At 39.6% G+C, this 19,001-nt stretch carries 15 protein-coding genes; 7 read left to right on the top strand and 8 right to left on the bottom strand.

Annotation, left to right across the window (positions count from 1 at the left end):
• Window positions 1–94: 94 nt before the first annotated feature.
• From EGT34_RS17535 to gudD, 3 genes are all read right to left on the bottom strand, one after another.
• Complete coding sequence (locus EGT34_RS17535) at window positions 95–1,681, bottom strand: aldehyde dehydrogenase (NADP(+)) (RefSeq protein WP_024437382.1); 1,587 nt, start codon at window positions 1,679–1,681, stop codon at window positions 95–97.
• Window positions 1,682–1,711: 30 nt separating this feature from the next.
• Window positions 1,712–2,623 (bottom strand): 5-dehydro-4-deoxyglucarate dehydratase, encoded by a 912-nt coding sequence (gene kdgD / locus EGT34_RS17530; RefSeq protein ID WP_000339250.1) that lies wholly within the window; start codon window positions 2,621–2,623, stop codon window positions 1,712–1,714.
• 162 nt (window positions 2,624–2,785) lie between these two features.
• Window positions 2,786–4,120: a glucarate dehydratase gene (gene gudD / locus EGT34_RS17525; RefSeq protein ID WP_024437383.1), complete on the bottom strand. Its 1,335-nt coding sequence runs from the start codon at window positions 4,118–4,120 to the stop codon at window positions 2,786–2,788.
• Between the two features lie 285 nt (window positions 4,121–4,405).
• Between gudD and EGT34_RS17520 the strand changes: the two genes are divergently transcribed.
• The 3 genes from EGT34_RS17520 to EGT34_RS17510 all read left to right on the top strand — a co-directional run bounded on the left by EGT34_RS17520 (window position 4,406) and on the right by EGT34_RS17510 (window position 8,407).
• On the top strand, window positions 4,406–5,764 hold the full coding sequence (locus EGT34_RS17520; RefSeq protein ID WP_005129164.1) for an MFS transporter: 1,359 nt from the start codon (window positions 4,406–4,408) through the stop codon (window positions 5,762–5,764).
• 70 nt (window positions 5,765–5,834) lie between these two features.
• Window positions 5,835–7,382, top strand: a complete 1,548-nt coding sequence (gene garD / locus EGT34_RS17515) for a galactarate dehydratase (RefSeq protein WP_024437384.1) — start codon at window positions 5,835–5,837, stop codon at window positions 7,380–7,382.
• A 125-nt stretch (window positions 7,383–7,507) separates the two neighbouring features.
• The gene (locus tag EGT34_RS17510; protein ID WP_001181014.1) at window positions 7,508–8,407 is read left to right on the top strand and encodes a DMT family transporter; all 900 of its coding nucleotides are present in this window, start codon (window positions 7,508–7,510) and stop codon (window positions 8,405–8,407) included.
• Between the two features lie 41 nt (window positions 8,408–8,448).
• Here the strand turns inward: EGT34_RS17510 and EGT34_RS17505 are convergent, their stop codons facing one another.
• Together EGT34_RS17505 and EGT34_RS17500 are read right to left on the bottom strand one after the other, a co-directional pair.
• Window positions 8,449–8,889, bottom strand: coding sequence for a hypothetical protein (locus tag EGT34_RS17505; protein ID WP_024437385.1), 441 nt, complete (start codon window positions 8,887–8,889; stop codon window positions 8,449–8,451).
• A gap of 20 nt (window positions 8,890–8,909) precedes the next feature.
• Complete coding sequence (locus EGT34_RS17500) at window positions 8,910–9,980, bottom strand: AraC family transcriptional regulator (protein ID WP_024437386.1); 1,071 nt, start codon at window positions 9,978–9,980, stop codon at window positions 8,910–8,912.
• Window positions 9,981–10,109: 129 nt separating this feature from the next.
• On the opposite strand from EGT34_RS17500, the gene EGT34_RS17495 reads away from it, so the two are divergent.
• A complete protein-coding gene (locus tag EGT34_RS17495) occupies window positions 10,110–11,570 on the top strand; it encodes a coniferyl aldehyde dehydrogenase (RefSeq protein WP_024437387.1) in 1,461 nt (486 codons plus the stop codon).
• An 83-nt stretch (window positions 11,571–11,653) separates the two neighbouring features.
• On the opposite strand, the gene EGT34_RS17490 is transcribed toward EGT34_RS17495, so the two are convergent.
• The 3 genes from EGT34_RS17490 to EGT34_RS17480 form a co-directional block, all read right to left on the bottom strand.
• Window positions 11,654–13,117 (bottom strand): amino acid permease, encoded by a 1,464-nt coding sequence (locus tag EGT34_RS17490; RefSeq protein WP_024437388.1) that lies wholly within the window; start codon window positions 13,115–13,117, stop codon window positions 11,654–11,656.
• 399 nt (window positions 13,118–13,516) lie between these two features.
• Window positions 13,517–14,611, bottom strand: coding sequence for an arginine N-succinyltransferase (gene astA, locus EGT34_RS17485; protein ID WP_024437389.1), 1,095 nt, complete (start codon window positions 14,609–14,611; stop codon window positions 13,517–13,519).
• A complete protein-coding gene (locus EGT34_RS17480) occupies window positions 14,608–15,843 on the bottom strand; it encodes an aspartate aminotransferase family protein (RefSeq protein WP_024437390.1) in 1,236 nt (411 codons plus the stop codon). Before EGT34_RS17480 ends, astA begins: the two co-directional genes overlap by 4 nt.
• Before the next feature lie 135 nt (window positions 15,844–15,978).
• Here EGT34_RS17480 and EGT34_RS17475 point away from each other — a divergent pair, with 135 nt between their 5' ends.
• The 3 genes from EGT34_RS17475 (at window position 15,979) to EGT34_RS17465 (ending at window position 18,949) form a co-directional block, all read left to right on the top strand.
• Window positions 15,979–16,401, top strand: coding sequence for an Lrp/AsnC family transcriptional regulator (locus tag EGT34_RS17475; protein ID WP_002001056.1), 423 nt, complete (start codon window positions 15,979–15,981; stop codon window positions 16,399–16,401).
• Between the two features lie 318 nt (window positions 16,402–16,719).
• Window positions 16,720–18,150, top strand: a complete 1,431-nt coding sequence (locus EGT34_RS17470; RefSeq protein ID WP_024437391.1) for a gamma-aminobutyraldehyde dehydrogenase — start codon at window positions 16,720–16,722, stop codon at window positions 18,148–18,150.
• A 28-nt stretch (window positions 18,151–18,178) separates the two neighbouring features.
• Window positions 18,179–18,949, top strand: a complete 771-nt coding sequence (locus EGT34_RS17465) for a nuclear transport factor 2 family protein (protein ID WP_001041177.1) — start codon at window positions 18,179–18,181, stop codon at window positions 18,947–18,949.
• Window positions 18,950–19,001 lie beyond the last annotated feature (52 nt).

Raw genomic sequence — 19,001 nt, 5'->3', positions numbered from 1 at the left:
AAGTAAGCAATTTGTGCTTATTTAAATATTTAACAATTCATTGAATAAGTTAAAAAATATGCAGCTCAATAGCATTGATTGAGCTGCATAACTTTTAAATTTTGGCCTGAGTTAATTGCCCATTAACCAGACGAGTAATCTGTAGTGGATTACTATCTTTTAATGCATCGGGTAATAAAACTTGTGGTGTATTTTGGAAACATACCGGACGCAAGAAACGCTCAATCGCTCCCGTACCTACCGAAGTGCCACGGGCATCACTGGTTGCAGGGAAAGGACCACCATGTACCATAGCATCCGATACCTCTACCCCTGTCGGGAAACCATTAAACAATACACGGCCAGCTTTACGGGTTAACAAATCAAGAAGCTCACCTGCCTTAGACAATTCGTTTTCATCACCAATAATGGTTGCTGTAAGCTGTCCACCTAAAGCTTCAATACCCTTCAACAGAGTGGCTTCATCCTCTACGCCAATCACAATCGACATCGGTCCGAAAACTTCATGTTGTAGTTTTGGGTTGCCTGACAATAAAACAGATTGGTCCGCTTTAAACAGATGTGCTTTTGCTTGAGAAACTAGCTCAGGTTCCTGACCCGATGCAATGATCTCAAAACCAGCTTCATTTATTAATGCATCAATACCAGTTCGATAGCTTTTTAAAGTACCTTCATTCAACATAACCTGAGGCACAGCTTTCTGCGTGTTTTCAGCTAAAGCCGTAATAAAGCGGTCAAACTCGGGGCCTTTTATACCTAAAATTAGACCCGGTTTTGTACAGAACTGGCCACATCCCATATTAAAAGAAGCAACTGTATCTTGTGCGATTTGTTCACCACGTGAATAAAGTGCTTCAGGTAAAACCACCACAGGGTTCACACTCGACATTTCAGCAAAAAATGGAATCGGCTGAGGACGGCTCTGCGCAAGGTTATAAAGCGCCATTCCTCCTTCAAGTGAACCTGTAAAACCGGCTGCCTGAATCAGTGGATGTTCTACCAAGTTTGCACCAATACGGCCACCAAAAATCATATTGAATGTGCCTTTAGGCATACCGCAAACTTCAATTGCTTTTTCAATGGCTTCTGCAACAAGCTCAGCAGTCGCCATATGGCCAGAGTGTGCTTTAAAGACAACCGGACATCCTGCTGCTAAAGCAGCTACGGTATCACCGCCTGCAGTTGAAAATGCGAGTGGGAAATTACTCGCACCAAACACGGCAACTGGTCCTACCCCAACTTTATATTGACGCAAATCAACACGCGGCAAAGGCTTACGTTCTGGCAATGCCACATCAATACGGGCACCATAAAAATCGCCGCGGCGTAAAAGTTCAGCAAATAGTCTTAGCTGTCCAGTAACACGGCCTGTCTCCCCTTGAAGACGAGCAAGTGGCAAACCTGTTTCAAGTGAAGCGACCTCTTGCAGGTTGGCACCTAATGCTTCAATTTGGCGAGCAATTTCTTCAAGAAAAGAGGCACGTTGTTCTTGAGTCGTTTGGCTATAAACTAAAAAAGCGTTATGTGCAGCTTGAGCAGTCTGATCTACTTCTTCAAGTGTTGCCTGACTAAATACATAACCTGTTGGTTGATAGTCTTTTGCAGCTATACTTTCTAGAGCTGGCGCATTTACAGCAACGCGTTGACCATTAATAAACTGCCGACCGTTATTTTTACTCATTTTAAAGCTCCAATACCTAAACAGTTAGAATTATTGCGGACCAAGTGTCGCAATGAGAGCAGCCAAATCTTCATAGTCTGCTTGAGTTAAATCACTTAATGGTGGACGCACAGGGCCTGCATCATGCCCAACAATTTTGGCACCTGCTTTAATCATGCTTACCGCATAACCTGATTTACGGTCGCGAATTTTAATAAGAGGCAAGAAGAAATCTTTAATCAAACGATTGGTTGTTTCAAAGTCATCACTGCGAAGCGCGTTATAAAACTCCATTGCAGTCTTTGGAATAAAGTTAAATACAGCTGACGAATAAACTGGGCAACCTAAGGCTTTATATGGCGCTGCAAAAACTTCTGCTGTTGGCAGGCCACCTAAATACGACAAACGGTCTCCAATAGTTTGAGTCACTGCCGTCATCATATCGATTTGACCAGAGCTGTCTTTAAAACCGATTAAGTTCGGGCACATCTCAGTTAACTTTTGGATCGAATCGAGATTTAATCTTGATACGCTACGGTTATAAAAAATTACGCCAAAGTCTACTGAGTTACATACTTGCTTAACGTGTTCAATTAAACCTTCTTGGCTTGCTTCAGTTAAGTAATGTGGCATTAACAAAATACCGTGTGCCCCTAAACGTTCCGCTTCTTTTGCCTGTTCAATCGCCTGACGTGTCGGACCACCTGCCCCAGCAATAATCGGTACACTGCCTTTGCATGTATCTACCGCAGTTTTAATTACTTCAGAATATTCATTGCCAGTTAATGAGAAAAACTCACCTGTACCACCTGCAGCAAATAAAGCACTGGCGCCGTATGGAGCTAACCACTCAAGACGTTTTGCATAAGAAGACTTATTAAAATCTCCGTTTTGATCGAAATCTGTTACCGGGAAAGACAGTAAACCATCAGAAATAATGTTTTTTAACTCAAGAGCATCCATTTGCAAGTTTCCATACGTGTTCATGTTGTCAGACATCTTACATCATCAATCTAATTTCTTTCAATATCTTTTTTCTTTTTAAAATTAATTTTTTTATAGCAATAAAAAAGCTGCCCCAAAGGACAGCTATCAATTCAATATTTAAATACAAATCGAGTCAGATTAACGAACCAAACATGGCTTTTTATTATTAAAAGTCCAATTAGGAATTAGAAATTGCATCGCATCCGCATCATTACGAGCTCCTAAACCTTTTAATTTATAAAGTTCATGGGCTTGATTAATTTGGTCCCAATCAAGTTCGACACCAAGTCCCGGTGCTGTTGGTACCTGAATTTTACCGTCTTTAATTTCAAGCGGTGCTTTAGTCAGTTGATCTGTACCTTCTTGCCAAATCCAGTGCGTATCAATTGCAGTCACATTACCCACGGCAGCCGCCGCAACATGGGTAAACATGGCAAGGGAAATATCAAAGTGATTATTTGAATGCGATCCCCACGTTAAGTTATACATTTTACATAACTGAGAAACACGCACCGAACCTTCCAATGTCCAGAAATGCGGGTCAGCTAATGGAATATCAACAGCTTGCAATTGAATACTATGCGACATTTCCCGCCAGTCGGTCGCAACCATATTCGTGGCGGTCGGTAACCCCGTTGCTCGCTTAAACTCAGCCATAATTTCACGGCTTGAATAACCTTGCTCTGCACCACACGGGTCTTCTGCATAGGCCAGCACACCTTTTAAATGTTTACCTAAAGCAATTGCTTCATCTAAAAACCACGCACCATTTGGATCAAGCGTCACACGTGCATCCGGGAAACGGCGCGCGATAGCTGTAACAGCTTCGGCTTCTTGTTCGCCCTGTAATACACCACCTTTTAATTTAAAGTCTTTAAAACCATAACGGTCATAAGATGCTTCTGCTAAACGCTGCACAGCCTCAGGTGTTAACGCTTTTTCATGACGGACTTTATACCAATCATGGTTATGTTGAGGTGTAGTCGCATAGTCTAATGAAGTCTGTTTGCGGTCACCAATAAAGAATAAATACCCTAATACTTCAACTTCACTACGTTGTTGCCCTTCACCAAGTAAACTTGCAACATTTACATTTAAATGCTTACCAAGCAAATCAAGTAATGCTGACTCATAAGCCGTTACAACATGAATTGTGGTACGTAAATCAAAGGTTTGATTGCCTCGACCACCACTGTCACGATCGGCAAAAGTTTGCTGAATTTTTTTGAGCAAGTTTTTATATTCACCAATCGGCTGCCCTTCTACCAAGGCTTTAGCATCATTTAATGTCGCTAAAATTTTCTCTCCGCCTGGAATTTCACCTACACCAATATTGCCAGAGTTATCTTCAATGATGAGTATATTACGAGTGAAATAAGGTCCATGGGCACCACTCAAATTGAGCAGCATACTGTCATGCCCAGCAACAGGGATTGCTCGAATGGATTTAACAAGAGGTGTAGAGGTCGCCATTAAAATACTCCTTGGCATACTGATACTATTTTTTCATTACCAAAACTTATAAGACATCAGACAACATGTCAATATAAACTCGCACAAAAATTATTTTTCGAGCCTACTTGCCAAAATAATATTTTTAATCATATGATGTCATACATCTAAAGGCGCGGTTTTAGAATTAGGACTATAGAGTAGATACAACATTCCGTTTTCTCATCTATTCTATCGATGAATTTGACATGACGTCACCTATTTCACGGATATGCAAATAGGTCGATTATTAAAAAGAGTTTGTATATGGATAATCTGCAAACAAATATTGCTGTAGTGACTCAGCAAAGAGCCAAGCATACAAAAACTCGCTATTACATTCTTGCGATGATTTTTTTGGTCACGGCTTTTAATTACGGTGATCGTGCAACTCTCTCAATGGCAGCAACGCCAATGTCTCATGAACTGGGAATTGACTCAGTCACTATGGGATATATTTTCTCGGCCTTTGCATGGGCCTATGTGATTGGTCAAATTCCAGGTGGCTGGCTACTCGATAAGTTTGGTGCTCGCCGTGTATATTTCTGGAGCCTGTTTTTATGGTCTTTGTTCACTGTTTTAATCGGTTTTACCGACATTTTAGGTGATACTGCGACCATCATTACTTCACTCTTTGTACTCAGATTTTTAGTCGGTTTGTCTGAGTCGCCTGCTTTTCCGGGTAACAGTAAAATTGCTGCTGCATGGTTTCCAACCAAAGAACGTGGAACTGCCGCTGCCATTTTTAACTCATCCTCTTATTTCTCAACCGTACTTTTCGCTCCCCTCATGGGTTGGCTTGTTGCAACCGTCCACTGGCAGTCTATTTTCTGGGTCATGGGTGGTCTTGGAATCATTCTTTCCTTTATCTGGCTCAAGGTCATTTATAGCCCGACCAATCATCCAACAGTCAATCCTGAAGAAGTAAAATACATTGCTTCAGAAGGTGCTTTACTCGATATGGGCGAAAACAGCCAAAACGCTAAAAAAGAGAAAATTACTTGGAGTAAAGTTAAACAACTTCTTGCTTCACGTATGATGCTCGGTATTTTTATTGGCCAATATTGTGTAAATACACTGACCTATTTTTTCTTGACTTGGTTCCCTGTTTACCTTGTCAAAGAAAGACATCTCAGCATTTTAGAAGCGGGTTTTGCGGCGGTTGCACCAGCACTCTGTGGCTTTGTAGGCGGAATTTTAGGTGGCTTAATTTCAGATAAGTTAATTCGAATGAATTACAGCTTAAGCTTTTCGAGAAAGCTCCCTATCGTAGTCGGCTTCTTGGTTTCAACCTCAATTATCTTATGTAATTACGTAGATTCTCAAGCAGCAATTGTATTCTTTATGTCCTTATCATTCTTCGGTAAAGGAATCGGCTCTTTAGGTTGGGCAGTGATGTCTGACGTTGCACCCAAAGAAATGGTTGGTTTATCAGGTGGAATGATGAATGCATTTGGTAATACAGCAGGAATCGTGACCCCAATTGTGATCGGCTATATCTTGGCAAGTACAGGCTCTTTCAACCTTGCATTAACTTATGTCGGCATACATGCCATCGCAGCTGTCATTTGCTATACCGTTATTGTCGGCAAAATTCAGCGTTTCGAATTAAAACCTACTTCTTAAACCTTTACACCATAACGCTTAAACACATTAAGCGTTATGACCTCTCTTCAAATGTATACAAGGAACGATCATGCTGAAGCCTCTCCTAATAAGAATCAGTCCTCTCGATAATGTAGCCATTGTGGTCAATGACGGTGGCTTACCATCCTCTACATATATTGAAGAATACCAACTCACCTTGGTTGATGAAGTACCACAAGGACATAAGGTTTTATTGGAGCCGTTAAAGCAAGGTGAAGCAATTGTTCGTTATGGCGAAATCATTGGCTATGCCAATAAAGATTTACCCGCAGGTTCTTGGGTAAATGAAGCCGTTACCCAAATGCCAGAGGCACCTGAGCTAGATGATCTTGAATTAGCAACTCGCCCCGATCCTAAGCTTCCTCCACTGACCGGATATACATTTAAAGGTTATAAAAATAAGGATGGCAGCGTCGGCACAAAAAATATTTTAGGTATTACGACCAGTGTTAACTGTGTAGAGGGTATTGTCGATTATGTCGTTAAAATTATTGAACGTGATTTACTTCCAAAATATCCAAATGTAGATGGTGTAGTTGGATTAAACCATTTATATGGTTGTGGTGTGGCAATCGATGCACCCGCTGCAATTGTTCCTATTCGTACCATACATAACCTTGCACTCAACCCTAATTTTGGTGGAGAAATTATGGTGGTGAGTCTGGGCTGCGAAAAAATGCAACCCGAACGACTTTTAAATATTCCTAAAGAAAACAAATATATTCCTCTAGCAAACGAAGATATTATTCAATTGCAAGATGAGCGCCACAACGGTTTTGAAAGTATGGTGAACCATATTTTAACTGTGGCAGAACAACATCTTGAAAAGCTTAATCAACGTACTCGAGAAGAAGTTCCAGCTTCTAATTTAGTTGTAGGCATGCAATGTGGGGGGAGTGATGCATTTTCTGGAGTCACCTCTAACCCTGCCGTTGGTTTCGCAGCTGACTTGATTGTGCAATGTGGTGGTACAGTCATGTTCTCTGAGGTTACGGAAGTCCGAGATGGTATTCACCTACTTACTCCACGTGCAGCAAATGAACAAGTTGCCAAAGATCTAATTCGGGAAATGAAATGGTATGACGATTACTTAGCAGCAGGCCAAGTGGACCGAAGTGCCAATACCACACCCGGCAATAAAAAAGGCGGACTGAATAACATTGTAGAAAAAGCGATGGGATCGATCGCCAAATCGGGCCGCTCACCGATTGTAGAAGTTCTCACACCGGGCCAAAGACCGACTAAAAAGGGTTTAATTTTTGCGGCCACTCCTTCGAGTGACTTTATCTGTGGTACGCAGCAAATGGCATCTGGAATTACGGTCCAAGTCTTTACTACAGGCCGCGGTACACCCTACGGGCTGGCAGCCGTACCTGTCATTAAAATGGCAAGCCGAAACAATATTGCAAACCGTTGGTATGACCTCATTGATATCAGTGCCGGCGATATTGCGATTGGGAAGAAAACTATTGAAGAAGTGGGCTGGGAACTTTTTGAGCTGATTTTACAAGTAGCTAGCGGTGAAAAACAAACGTGGTCGGACCGTTGGGGTATCCATAACTCACTCGCTGTATTTAACCCTGCACCAGTGACCTAATAGGGTTTAGAAGATGAGGTTATATCACCTCATCTTTCTTATTTCCCCTATTAATTACGACACATTTCACTAAAACTTAACAGCGCTGCTAAAATAACATCGAAAATTAAGAACTCTATTTCTCTATGCAAAATCAGACTGCTTCAAACCTCCCCTCTACACAACTTGGAAAAGCGCTGCTTTGTCTTATGACGTCGGCATTATTATTTTCCATTATGGGAGTGTGCATTCGTTTTGCTTCACAAACGGTAGATAACGCGACCGTCGTATTTTTTAGAAATGCTGTAGGTTTATTTATTTTTATTCCGATGCTCTTTAAACAAGGTTTAGACTTTATTAAAACCGATAAACTCTGGATGCATACTTGGCGAAGCATTGTCGGGCTAGCCGCTATGTATGGTTTTTTCTATGCCATTGCGAACTTAAAACTATCGAACGCCATGGTTTTTAGTTATTCATCTCCTATCTTTATTCCACTGATTGCATGGCTTTTCTTAAAAGAAAAAATTACCAAGTCTATGATTTTTGCCGCTGTGATTGGGCTCATTGGAGTTTTATTTGTCGCTAAACCCGATCAAGGTCTATTTAACGCATTATCTTTTATTGGCTTGGGTGCATGCTTTTTATCAGCAATGGCCTTTGTCACCGTAAGAGCTTTAACCAGTACAGAGCCACCTGAACGTATCGTTTTTTACTTCTGTGTTTTTGGTAGTTTAATTTCCTCTATTCCAATGTTCTGGCATTGGCGTATTTTCACTTGGCATGAACTAGCACTACTCATTGCCGCAGGACTTTTAGCTAATATTAGTCAACTGTTTATGTCTTATGCCTACAGCTTAGCGCCAGCAGGACAAATTGGCCCAATGAATTACATTGCTATTATTTTTGCAGGAATTTGGGGATTTGTTTTTTGGCATGAATTACCGGATCTATTCAGTATTATCGGCATATTTATTATTTTATTTGCGATTTTGCTCTGTAATCCATTTTTGCAGAAAAAGCTACTTTCTCTATTTAAGGTCTAGATATAACCCATTCTAATATTAGTTTTTATAACAATTGAAAACTAATCAATTGTTATAAATATCTCCCCATATTCAACCTCTTCAAAAACTCTAGCTCTACCATGCGCATTTAATCCTTCATATTTAATTTTTGCATTCCAAGAATCAACGATTTTTTGCGCGATTAATAAAGCCTGCTCTACTGTCATCTCATCATGTAGGCTTGTAAATTCTATGAGATTCATCCAAAACTGTGTTCTATTTATCTCTTCCATCTTTCGCAAATTATTAAATTTGTCTTGATCAAACTCACTCGCTAAAAAAATATGATTTTCAATTATAAGGAAATCAGGAAAAACTAAATTTAGAATCTTAAAAAGCAAATCTACGGGGAGTTCTTTAATTTTAAAAATTGAGTAAATATACTCAATATCACCAAAGAAATTTGGTTTATTTGTATTTTTAAAACTTTCAAAACTTAAATCGCAATCCTTTTTATCCATATAATTCAACTCATCACTATTTATAAAACTAATTTCTCACGATACTCATTTGGTGAAATGCCTGTCCAGTGACGATAGGCTTTTCTAAAATTAGAGGTATCTGAAAAGCCAATTCTCTCGGCAATTTCGTCTACGGTTAAAGTTGTCTCTCGCAAATACTCATCCGCAAGCCGGCGACGAGTTTCATCTAACAGTTCCTGATAGGTTAAATCAAAACCTGCCAAACGCCGGTGTAAGGTCCGCTTTGAGATATGTAAACGTTCAGCCATTTCTTGAGCTGATGGAAAAAGCCCTGTTCCATCCAATAGTATTAAACGAATCGTTTTCACCAACTCAGGCTCCTCAAGTTCAGCAGCACCTAGCATCCGCTCACAAAACGACTTACACATGTCCGCAGTAATCGGGTTGGCATTTGGACAAGGTACATCGAGCCATTTTAAATCAAAGTGCCATTGCATTACCCCAGCATTAAACTGAACAGGACAATGAAAAACTTTTTCATATTCTTCTGCATAGTCAGGCGCTGGATAGGGCAATAAAAGCTTCTTCGCTTGAAATGGTCCTTCAAGCACCCGTTCAATTAAGGTTTGCATGGAGCTAAACCAAAACTCGCATACCAAGGGCAGAAGCTTACCAAGTGCAATAATGTCCTGCCCTTCAAAAACTGCAACATCATCTCGAATATAAAATGACTTCTTTAAAATAGGTCCTGCAAGCTTAATGTGTCGGATACCAAGCTCTACCGCTTGTCTAAAATTACGTGAGGAATATAACGCATAGCCATATACCGCAAAATCAGACAACCGCTGCTTTTGCCCTGCGCGCAGACCAATGAGTGGATCATGTGATAGCTTTTGAATATTTTGAAATAGCTGAATTTTTTGGACTTGGGAAATATATAAAGAGGATTGATTTATCTCATCTGTTGAAATATTCGTGCCAGATAAAACATCGGATATTGAATGGCCTTGCAAACCCATTTCATCAAATAAACTGGTTAAACCTAGCAAATATGTATTGGCACCTAAGAGTGTATTATCATAATTTCCTTCGATAACACTATTTGCATTTTTAAAAATATTTTTAGGCATTTAATTCACACCATCCCTAGAGTGACGTGCATAATGGCACTAAACTACCTCTTGTTGTCTCAATTTAACATCGACCATATGACGCTTCAAGCATAAAGTATGATAAGCAAAAGTATGGAAGGAATAATAATGGAACAGTCCACCTTAAAAGAATATAGCGGCTCTGCCACTGAACATATGGAACTTATTTTTTCCAAACAACGTGCTAATTTTGAGGCAGATCCTTACCCAAGTCTTGAAGCACGCCGCACAAAACTGCATAAACTTAAAAAACAAATTATCCGTTATCAAGATGCTTTGGCTGCCGCGATTAATGCTGACTTTAGTTCAAGATCACTCGATGAATCTAAACTACTAGATTTGCTTGGTTCTGTGTTGGAAGCTGATCATGCGATTCATCATTTACGCCGCTGGATGCGTCCAAGTAAACGCCGTACCGAGCTTTTATTTTTATCGAACCGTTTAAGTGTGCAATACCAACCTAAAGGCGTGGTTGGTGTGATTGTTCCTTGGAATTTCCCCGTTTATTTAGCACTTGGCCCGCTCATTGCAGCTTTGGCTGCGGGCAATCGAGTCATGATTAAACTCCCTGAAATTACACCGAATACCAATGCAATGCTAAGACGCATGCTTGCTGAAGTCTTTAATGAAGATGAAGTGGCGGTTTTTGGTGAAGAAATTACAGACCCAGCAAGATTTACCTCTTTACCATTTAACCATATTGTCTTTACTGGCTCGCCAGCGATTGGCAAAGTCGTCATGCGAGCAGCAGCTGAAAACTTAACACCTGTTACACTTGAGTTAGGTGGTAAATCACCAGCCATTGTGAGCCGTAATTACCCACTTGCCGATGCGGCAAAACGTATTACCCATGGCAAAGCAACTAATAGTGGTCAAATCTGTGTAGCGCCTGACTACGCGTTGGTTCCCAAAGAAAGTATTGATGAATTTGTTGAAGCTGCGAAATCAAGCTTTATAAAAATGTTTGGTCACGACATTGAAAATAATGAGAATTACACATCCATTGTGAACGACCGCCATTTAAAACGTATTCAAGATATCTTGACCGATGCGCAAGAAAAAGGTGCTCGTATTATTCCTTGCGACACTTACAGCTTCGATCAACAAGGCTGCAGGATGCCTGTGCACATTGTGCTGAATTGCACGCCAGATATGCGCATTATGAAAGAAGAACTCTTTGGCCCTATTTTACCTGTGGTGGCTTATGATTCTTTAGATGATGCGATTACCTATGTGAAATCGGACGAACGACCTTTAGCGCTTTATTGCTTTACACATAGCTCGATAGAACGTGATCGTATTTTACGTGAAACTCATTCGGGTGGTGTGACCATCAATGACTGGGGTTGGCATGTAGTTAACCATGATGCTCCTTTTGGTGGTATCGGCAACTCGGGCATGGGGTCATATCATGGTGAAGAAGGCTTCCGTGAACTTTCACATGCAAAAACTGTATTTATTCGTCATCGGTTTTTTCCGACTCAGCTTTTCCACCCTCCTTATGGAACATTCCTACAAAAATTAGCGATTCGCTTTTTCTTGAAAAAAGGCGATCCAAGTATTAAATAAAGAATATAAAAGAAAGCCTCGTAATGAGGCTTTTTTATTGGGTTTTAAATAATAAGATTTCTAATAAAATCACTAAAATTTATTTAAATATAATCAACCTTTTGAGCTTTTAAGATATCAAGCTGCAACATCTTTTTCTTTTTATATTTATAAGCAATAAATAAACCAATAAACCAGATTGGTGAGCACTCCAATGCAATTAAAGTGTCATGGTCTAAAGCTAAAATTACGATAGTAAACACTAAAAACAACATGGTCATCCAAGCCATAAATAATCCACCCGGCATTTTATATTTTGACTGGATGTGTAGTTCAGGGCTTTTCTTACGATAATAAATATATGAAAGCACAATCAGCATAAATGTAAAAATGCATAAAATTGAAGTGAGCGCTGAAATAATCGTAAAGGCGGTCATGACATTAGGCACAATAAATAAAATAGAAGTACCAACCGTTACGCATGCCATTGAAAATACGAGTCCGCGAATTGGAACTTTTCTTTTTGACAGCTTACTAAAGCTTTTAGGTGCATCGTTGTCTAAAGCCAAACCATATAGCATACGACTGGTTGCAAAGATTCCACTATTTGCAGAAGATAAAGCCGAAGTCGCAACAACAAAGTTGATTAAACCTGCCGCAATTGGTAATCCAACCAAGGTAAACATTTCTACAAATGGGCTCTTTTCTGGTGAAACTTTTGCCCAAGATGTGACTGCAATAATACAAACCAATGCACCCACATAGAACAATAAAATGCGTAAAGGTATAGAGTTAATTGCTTTCGGAAGTGATTTATGCGGATCTTTGGTTTCAGCAGCAGTTGTACCAACAAGTTCAATACCCACAAACGCAAAGATGGCAATTTGAAAGCCTGCCAAGAAACCGGTTACACCATAAGGAAACATCGACTCTGTTTCAAACAAATGGCTCATTGAGGCCTTAACCCCATTTGGAGAAGTAAACCCTGTCCCAATTAAATAAATACCAGCCAGAATAAATAGAATAATTGCAGTAATTTTGATGAGTGAGAACCAAAACTCAAGTTCACCGAACAATCGAACGGCCACAAAGTTGAGTATGGTTAAGATCGCTAATGAAGTAAATGCCGGAATCCAAACAGGTAAATCAGGATACCAAAACTGCATATACCCCCCGATCACGATTACATCGGCAATGGCTGTAATAATCCAGTTACACCAATACGACCAACCAAGGAAAAACCCCGCCCATGGACCGAGATAAGCCGTTGCAAAATCGGCGAAGGTTTTAAAATTGGTATTCGCAAGCAACAATTCACCCATTGCCCGCATCACGAAGAAAAAGAAGAAACCAATAATTAAATAGGTTAAAACAATTGAAGTACCCGAAACACTTAATGTTTTCCCGGAACCCATAAATAATCCAGTACCAATTGCACCACAAATTGCGATCATCTGAATATGACGATTGGTTAATGAGCGCTGCAATTTCTCTTCTTCTTGCTCAGTCATATGTTGACTACCAAGAAGATCTCCTTCCAGGAACTGCTTTCCTTTATTCTTACTCATGTAATATTTACTCCAATTTATAGCAACCGTCGTAAATGCTTTAATAATAAATAAGTTATATGATTATTAATTTAGTCCATTAAACCATTCTAAAGATATTATTAAATCACTTAAGACCTTATAAATTCCTTTTTAAAAGCTATCACCTATAACAATAAAAATTATTCATCATTCCTTTCCTTCATTATTATATTAACCTGCTCTCCAAAATATAATTTCGATAAATAATTAAAATATATAGATTAATTAAATATTTTATTGATTTACCCTTTATATAGAAAAACAGGCTAATTAATTCCAGCTCAGCAAGCAAGATTGTATTTATCCATATACTTATCTTGCGCTAGCGATAATATATTATTCCTTCTTAAATTTGGTGAAATGTATAGTAATTTCCGCTTAATTAACAGCCATTCGAAAATGTTCAGTCTCTTTGAGTTTATTGACCACTTCTGGATTCGAAACATGTTTAACTTGAACACTGAGCACCCGAACTAAAGAGCCATTTTCAACATTCAATTGTTTTGCCTGTTCTTTTGTTAATTGCAATATGTTCTGATGAGGCTGGCTATACACAAGAATGGCGCGATAATTTTCATAATCATCATTGGCTACAATGTAAGCTTCATCACCTACAGCGATATTTTCAGGTTGTTCAATTTGTACCGCTACAGACTGACTTTCTTTAATCGCCCGTAAATTTTCGATATCTGCTTGCAGCGTCGCACCACCATCAAAAATATCGACATAGCCTTTGTAGCGTAGTCCCTCTTCAAGCAAGAGGTTGTAGGCTGGTCGAGTATTGGGGTGAACAATTCCAATCGCGGCTTTAGCATCGTCAGGCAGCATATCAACATAGAGTGGATGTCTTGGCATCAACTCAGCAATAAAAGCCTTTTGTCCCACCCCACTCAAATAATCGGCTTTGGTAAATTCAATATTAAAAAACTTATGGCCTACCGCATTCCAAAATGGTGACTGCCCATTTGCATCAGAGTATCCACGCATTTCGGCAACAATCGTTTCTTCAAAATATTGGCGAAAGGCAGAGAGAAACAAAAAACGGACTTTAGATAAAAATTTGCCATTTTTATTTAAGCGATAGTCAGGATCTAAAAATAAAGTACAAAGCTCACTACAGTTAGTATGGTCATTACTCAAATACAAAGTAGGTAAAGCATTATAAACACTTAACGGTTCTGAAGCATGAACTTGGGTTCCTACATGGAAATTGTACCAAGGCTCTTTTAAACCAAGTGCGACTTCAATTCCGCAAACCCCGACAACTTTGTTGAGTTCAGTATCTTCTAAAACAAATAAGTAAACCTGATCTGCTTTTGGAAGTTCACCTGCTACGGTTTTACAGGCCCGTTCAATACGTGCAGCCAACTTTTCCATATTTGGCTGCAAAGATGTCAAACCAAAACCCGCTTTTTGCGCCAACAGGTAAAGGTCATTAATATCTTTAGGTTCAATGTAGCGAATAATCATCATGCTGCTTGTTCATCCTTTTGAATTTCCACAAAGCGAGCAAGCGCACGTTCAAAGCGTTTTAAACCTTCATCAATATCAGCAAATGGAACGATTAAAGAAGGTGTAAAACGTACAACATTTGGACCAGCAATAAGACTCAGTAAACCTTCTTCACCCGCAAGGTTATTAATATCTTTTGCTTTACCAGCAAACTCGTCTTTTAAAACACATCCGAGCAATAAACCACTGCCACGAATTGCTTTAAAGACTTCATATTTTTCATTTAATTGATTTAAAGCGTTTTTATAGTAGTCGTGACGCTCTTTCACACCTTCAAGTACTTCTAGTGTATTAATAAACTCAAAAACTGCACCTGCAACTGCACTTGCTAACGGGTTACCGCCGTAAGTCGTACCATGTGTGCCTACAGAAAAATGCGGAGCAAACTTATCTGTTGTTAACATTGCACCGACCGGGAAACCACCGCCCAATGCTTTTGCAGTCGTAAGTACATCTGGAATCACACCGTAGTTCATGTAGGCATAAAGTGCACCGGTACGGCCAACACCCGTTTGTACTTCATCAAAAATAAGTAAGGCACCAAACTGATCACACAGTTCACGTAAACCTTTTAAAAATTCGATATCAGCGGGAATAACCCCACCCTCACCTTGCACAGGCTCTACAATTACTGCACAAGTTTGTTCATTTATGACTGCTTTAGCCGCTTCTAAATCATTATAAGCAACATGGCTAATACCGTTTGGAAGTGGTGCAAAGTCTTGTGAATATTTTGGTTGGCCACCTGCCGAAACGGTAAATAAAGTACGGCCGTGGAAAGCATTGTTAAATGCCACAATGCCACTTTTACCTGCAACACCGCTGTCGAGTCCAACTTTACGCGCAAGTTTTAAAGCTGCTTCATTCGCTTCTGCACCTGAGTTACAGAAGAATACTTTATCGGCAAATGTATTTTCGGTGAGTTGTTTTGCAAGGCGTAGAACGGGTTCATTTGTATAACCGTTACCGACATGCCAAAGTTTTTTTGCTTGTTCTGTTAACGCATTGACTGCCACTGGATGCGCATGACCTAATGCATTTACTGCAATCCCGCCTGCAAAATCGATATATTCTTTATTTTCTTGATCCCAGATACGTGAACCTTCACCACGTACCGGAATGAAATTTGCCGGTGCAAATACTGGAACCATCCACTCGTTAAAGTCACCACGAGAAACTGCAAAATTATTCATCTTATCTAGTCCATTAAATTGAATTATTCGGGTTAACTGATGACCTTATTATTCAAAATCAAATTGATTCACAAAATTTGTAATTCAGTAAAAAATGAATTATTTTTTACCAATCTGATAATTGACAATTATATTATGGACAATATTGATCAAATTATTTTAGGTTTACTTAAAGATAACGCACGGATGTCTGTAACCGAGTTAGCCGAAAAAGTTCACGTCTCAAGAGCAACGATTAAAAAGAGAATGGAGTATCTTGAATCTTCGGGCATTATTACCGGATATACGGTTCGTTTTAAACCAAATGCGGAACGGAATGTCATCCGTGCATGGATGAGCATTATGGTCGAAGGCACCAAAGCACAGTCTGTGATTAAAGAACTACGCCTAGAAAGTGCGGTTGAATGTCTGCATAAAACTAACGGTAAATGGGATATTCTGGTTGAGCTACGTTCAGACACTTTAGAAAACTTCGATAAAGTATTAGAAAGAATTAGAAATATTTCAGGTATTTATAATAGTGAAACTAGTATTTTACTTGCTAGCCATAAGACCTAATCACTGCGTTCAAACTTAAATTAAACATGGGGTGAGCCAACTATACGGCTGAGCTCATCCATTCCCTTTCATTCAAAAATTTCTCTATCGCTGCTCGTTAAATCTAAAAGCGCCATCCTCATGATGAACCTATTCTAACAATCCTCAATAAATTTTTAATTTTTTTAAATAATCAAAATCAAAAACTTAAAATCTAATTTGATTTAAATTCCCACTTTTTCACTCACTCCCCTCATCAAAGCATTTGACAGAAAATTTAAAACATAATACATATAGTATTATATGTTATATGTTAAAACCTAAGGACAAGGTATAAAAATGGCTAAAACTCAACTACAACACTTCATTAATGGCGAATATGTTGCTAGCAAAGGAAATGATTTCTTCGATTTGGTAAGCCCAGTCACTGGTGAAGTCTATGCACAATCGCCGAATGCGACCGAGGCAGAAGTTGATGCAGCTTATGCTGCTGCAAAAGAAGCATTTAAAATTTGGGGACGTAGTACACCTTCGACTCGTCAAAAAGCATTACTTAACTTGGCAGATGCCATTGAAGCAAATGCTGACCGTTTAATTGAAGCGCAAAGCCGCAATACAGGTCAGTTAAAACATTTAATTGCATCTGAAGAAGTAGGTGCATCGGCAGATCAAGTTCGTTTCTTTGCAGGCGCTGCCCGCTTACTCGATGGCACAGCAACTGGAGAATATTTAGAAGGTTTAACTTCTTCTATTCGTCGTGAACCAGTCGGTGTGGTTGGTCAGGTTACGCCTTGGAACTATCCACTCATGATGGCGGTTTGGAAAATTGCTCCAGCTTTAGCCGCAGGTAATACTGTCGTATTAAAACCAAGTGACACAACTCCTGAAAGTACCCTTTTACTTGCAGAAATTGCTGCACCATTTTTTCCGAAAGGTGCATTTAACGTGGTGTTAGGCCAAGCGCAAGTCGGTTCAAAAGTTGTATCACACAAAACCCCTGCTCTTGTTTCGATTACTGGTTCAGTTCGTGCCGGATTACAAGTTGCTGCTTCTGCTGCTGCAAATTTAGCAAAAGCTCATCTTGAACTTGGTGGTAAAGCACCTGTACTGGTTTTTGAAGATGCAGACCTTGATAAAGCCGTTGAAATGATCGCTTTAACCGGCTATTTCAACGCAGGCCAAGACTGTACTGCTGCAACACGTGTGATTGTGGCTGAATCTGTTCATGACGAGTTTTTAACTAAACTCGTTGAAGCTGCAAAAAATACCCGTTTTGGCGATCCAGATGATCAAGACGCGCTTTATGGTCCACTTAACAATGCCAATCAATTAAAGAATGTTAAAGCGTTTATCGACAACTTACCTGCTCACGCCAAAGTTGAAACAGGCGGAAAACAGGCAGACCGCCCAGGCTTCTATTTTGAACCGACTGTTATTAGTGGCCTAAAACAACATGATGAAGCTATTCAAAATGAAATTTTTGGACCAGTGATTACCGTTCAGAAATTTACCGATGAAAATGATGCCATTGAAAAAGCCAACGATGTTGAATATGGCCTAGCTTCAAGTGTTTGGACCAAAGATCATGCTCGTGCAACACGCCTATCACGTGAACTTGATTTCGGTACAGTTTGGATTAATACCCATATTCCTTTAACCGCGGAAATGCCACATGGCGGCTTCAAAAAGTCAGGATATGGTAAAGATTTATCTGGTTACGGTTTTGAAGAATATACCCGTGTTAAACATGTGATGAGTTCAAACGAATAATAACAATGCGTTTTGAAAGGAGATCAAAATGAATAAGCAAGAAATGAAAGACTTGGTGACTAAAGCCCATCATGAGCTCTTTAATTTGCATGACACCACTGCTCTAGACCGTTATTTTTCTGAAGACTTTATAGAACACTCACCACTCGTTGCAAATGGTATTTCAGGTCTTCGTCAATTAGTAGAAGATTGTCCGGATATGCAACACGAAGCTGTACGTGTACTAGCAGATGGTGACTTGGTTGCAATTCATGGCCGCTTTCAAGGCTTAGATGAAAATCCATTGGTTGGATTTGATATTTACCGAGTAAAAGACGGCAAAATTGTCGAGCATTGGGATGGTCTTGTGGCAGAAGCTGCACCGAATGTAAGCGGTAGAACTCAACTAGATGGTCCGACTGAAATCGTAACTCACCATGACCCAGAGAAAAACCGCGAGATTGTGACGTCTTTCTTCAAGAAGTCATTAATTGATGGAAATTATGAAGCCTTTAAAGAATATACCGACGGTGATCAGTTCATTCAACATAGTCCAGATATTGGTGATGGCGTTAAAGCCGTGATTGATTTTTTGAACAATATCCGTAATGAAGGACAAGGTTTGGTATACTCAAAAACGCATCGCTCCATTGCTGATGGTCAATTTGTATTGACACATTCCGAAGGCAGTATTGCCGGAAATCGACATGCCTATTTTGAACTATGGCGTGTAGATAATGGCAAAATTGTTGAACTTTGGGATGCAATACCTGCTGTGCCTGAAGATGAACAGGCTGTCCATGGTTATGGCGTGTTTTAATAACTATTTATCCGCTTCATTAAGCTAAGTCTTTTGACTTAGCTTTTAGAGA

It is taken from the genome of Acinetobacter sp. FDAARGOS_558, from assembly GCF_003937785.1.
GTDB lineage: Bacteria > Pseudomonadota > Gammaproteobacteria > Pseudomonadales > Moraxellaceae > Acinetobacter > Acinetobacter baumannii.
Note: the sequence above shows the minus strand (reverse complement) of the source record. Positions and strands in the feature narration are given on the sequence as shown.

What these genes read in the sequence shown, in the direction of transcription:
- EGT34_RS17505 (WP_024437385.1), bottom strand. Translation starts at nt 8,889, where the DNA reads ATGGATAAAAAGGATTGCGATTTAAGTTTTGAAAGTTTTAAAAATACA.
- garD (WP_024437384.1), top strand. Translation starts at nt 5,835, where the DNA reads ATGCTGAAGCCTCTCCTAATAAGAATCAGTCCTCTCGATAATGTAGCC.
- EGT34_RS17480 (WP_024437390.1), bottom strand. Translation starts at nt 15,843, where the DNA reads ATGAATAATTTTGCAGTTTCTCGTGGTGACTTTAACGAGTGGATGGTT.
- EGT34_RS17465 (WP_001041177.1), top strand. Translation starts at nt 18,179, where the DNA reads ATGAATAAGCAAGAAATGAAAGACTTGGTGACTAAAGCCCATCATGAG.
- astA (WP_024437389.1), bottom strand. Translation starts at nt 14,611, where the DNA reads ATGATGATTATTCGCTACATTGAACCTAAAGATATTAATGACCTTTAC.
- EGT34_RS17470 (WP_024437391.1), top strand. Translation starts at nt 16,720, where the DNA reads ATGGCTAAAACTCAACTACAACACTTCATTAATGGCGAATATGTTGCT.
- kdgD (WP_000339250.1), bottom strand. Translation starts at nt 2,623, where the DNA reads ATGGATGCTCTTGAGTTAAAAAACATTATTTCTGATGGTTTACTGTCT.
- EGT34_RS17510 (WP_001181014.1), top strand. Translation starts at nt 7,508, where the DNA reads ATGCAAAATCAGACTGCTTCAAACCTCCCCTCTACACAACTTGGAAAA.
- EGT34_RS17520 (WP_005129164.1), top strand. Translation starts at nt 4,406, where the DNA reads ATGGATAATCTGCAAACAAATATTGCTGTAGTGACTCAGCAAAGAGCC.
- EGT34_RS17500 (WP_024437386.1), bottom strand. Translation starts at nt 9,980, where the DNA reads ATGCCTAAAAATATTTTTAAAAATGCAAATAGTGTTATCGAAGGAAAT.
- gudD (WP_024437383.1), bottom strand. Translation starts at nt 4,120, where the DNA reads ATGGCGACCTCTACACCTCTTGTTAAATCCATTCGAGCAATCCCTGTT.
- EGT34_RS17495 (WP_024437387.1), top strand. Translation starts at nt 10,110, where the DNA reads ATGGAACAGTCCACCTTAAAAGAATATAGCGGCTCTGCCACTGAACAT.
- EGT34_RS17475 (WP_002001056.1), top strand. Translation starts at nt 15,979, where the DNA reads ATGGACAATATTGATCAAATTATTTTAGGTTTACTTAAAGATAACGCA.
- EGT34_RS17535 (WP_024437382.1), bottom strand. Translation starts at nt 1,681, where the DNA reads ATGAGTAAAAATAACGGTCGGCAGTTTATTAATGGTCAACGCGTTGCT.
- EGT34_RS17490 (WP_024437388.1), bottom strand. Translation starts at nt 13,117, where the DNA reads ATGAGTAAGAATAAAGGAAAGCAGTTCCTGGAAGGAGATCTTCTTGGT.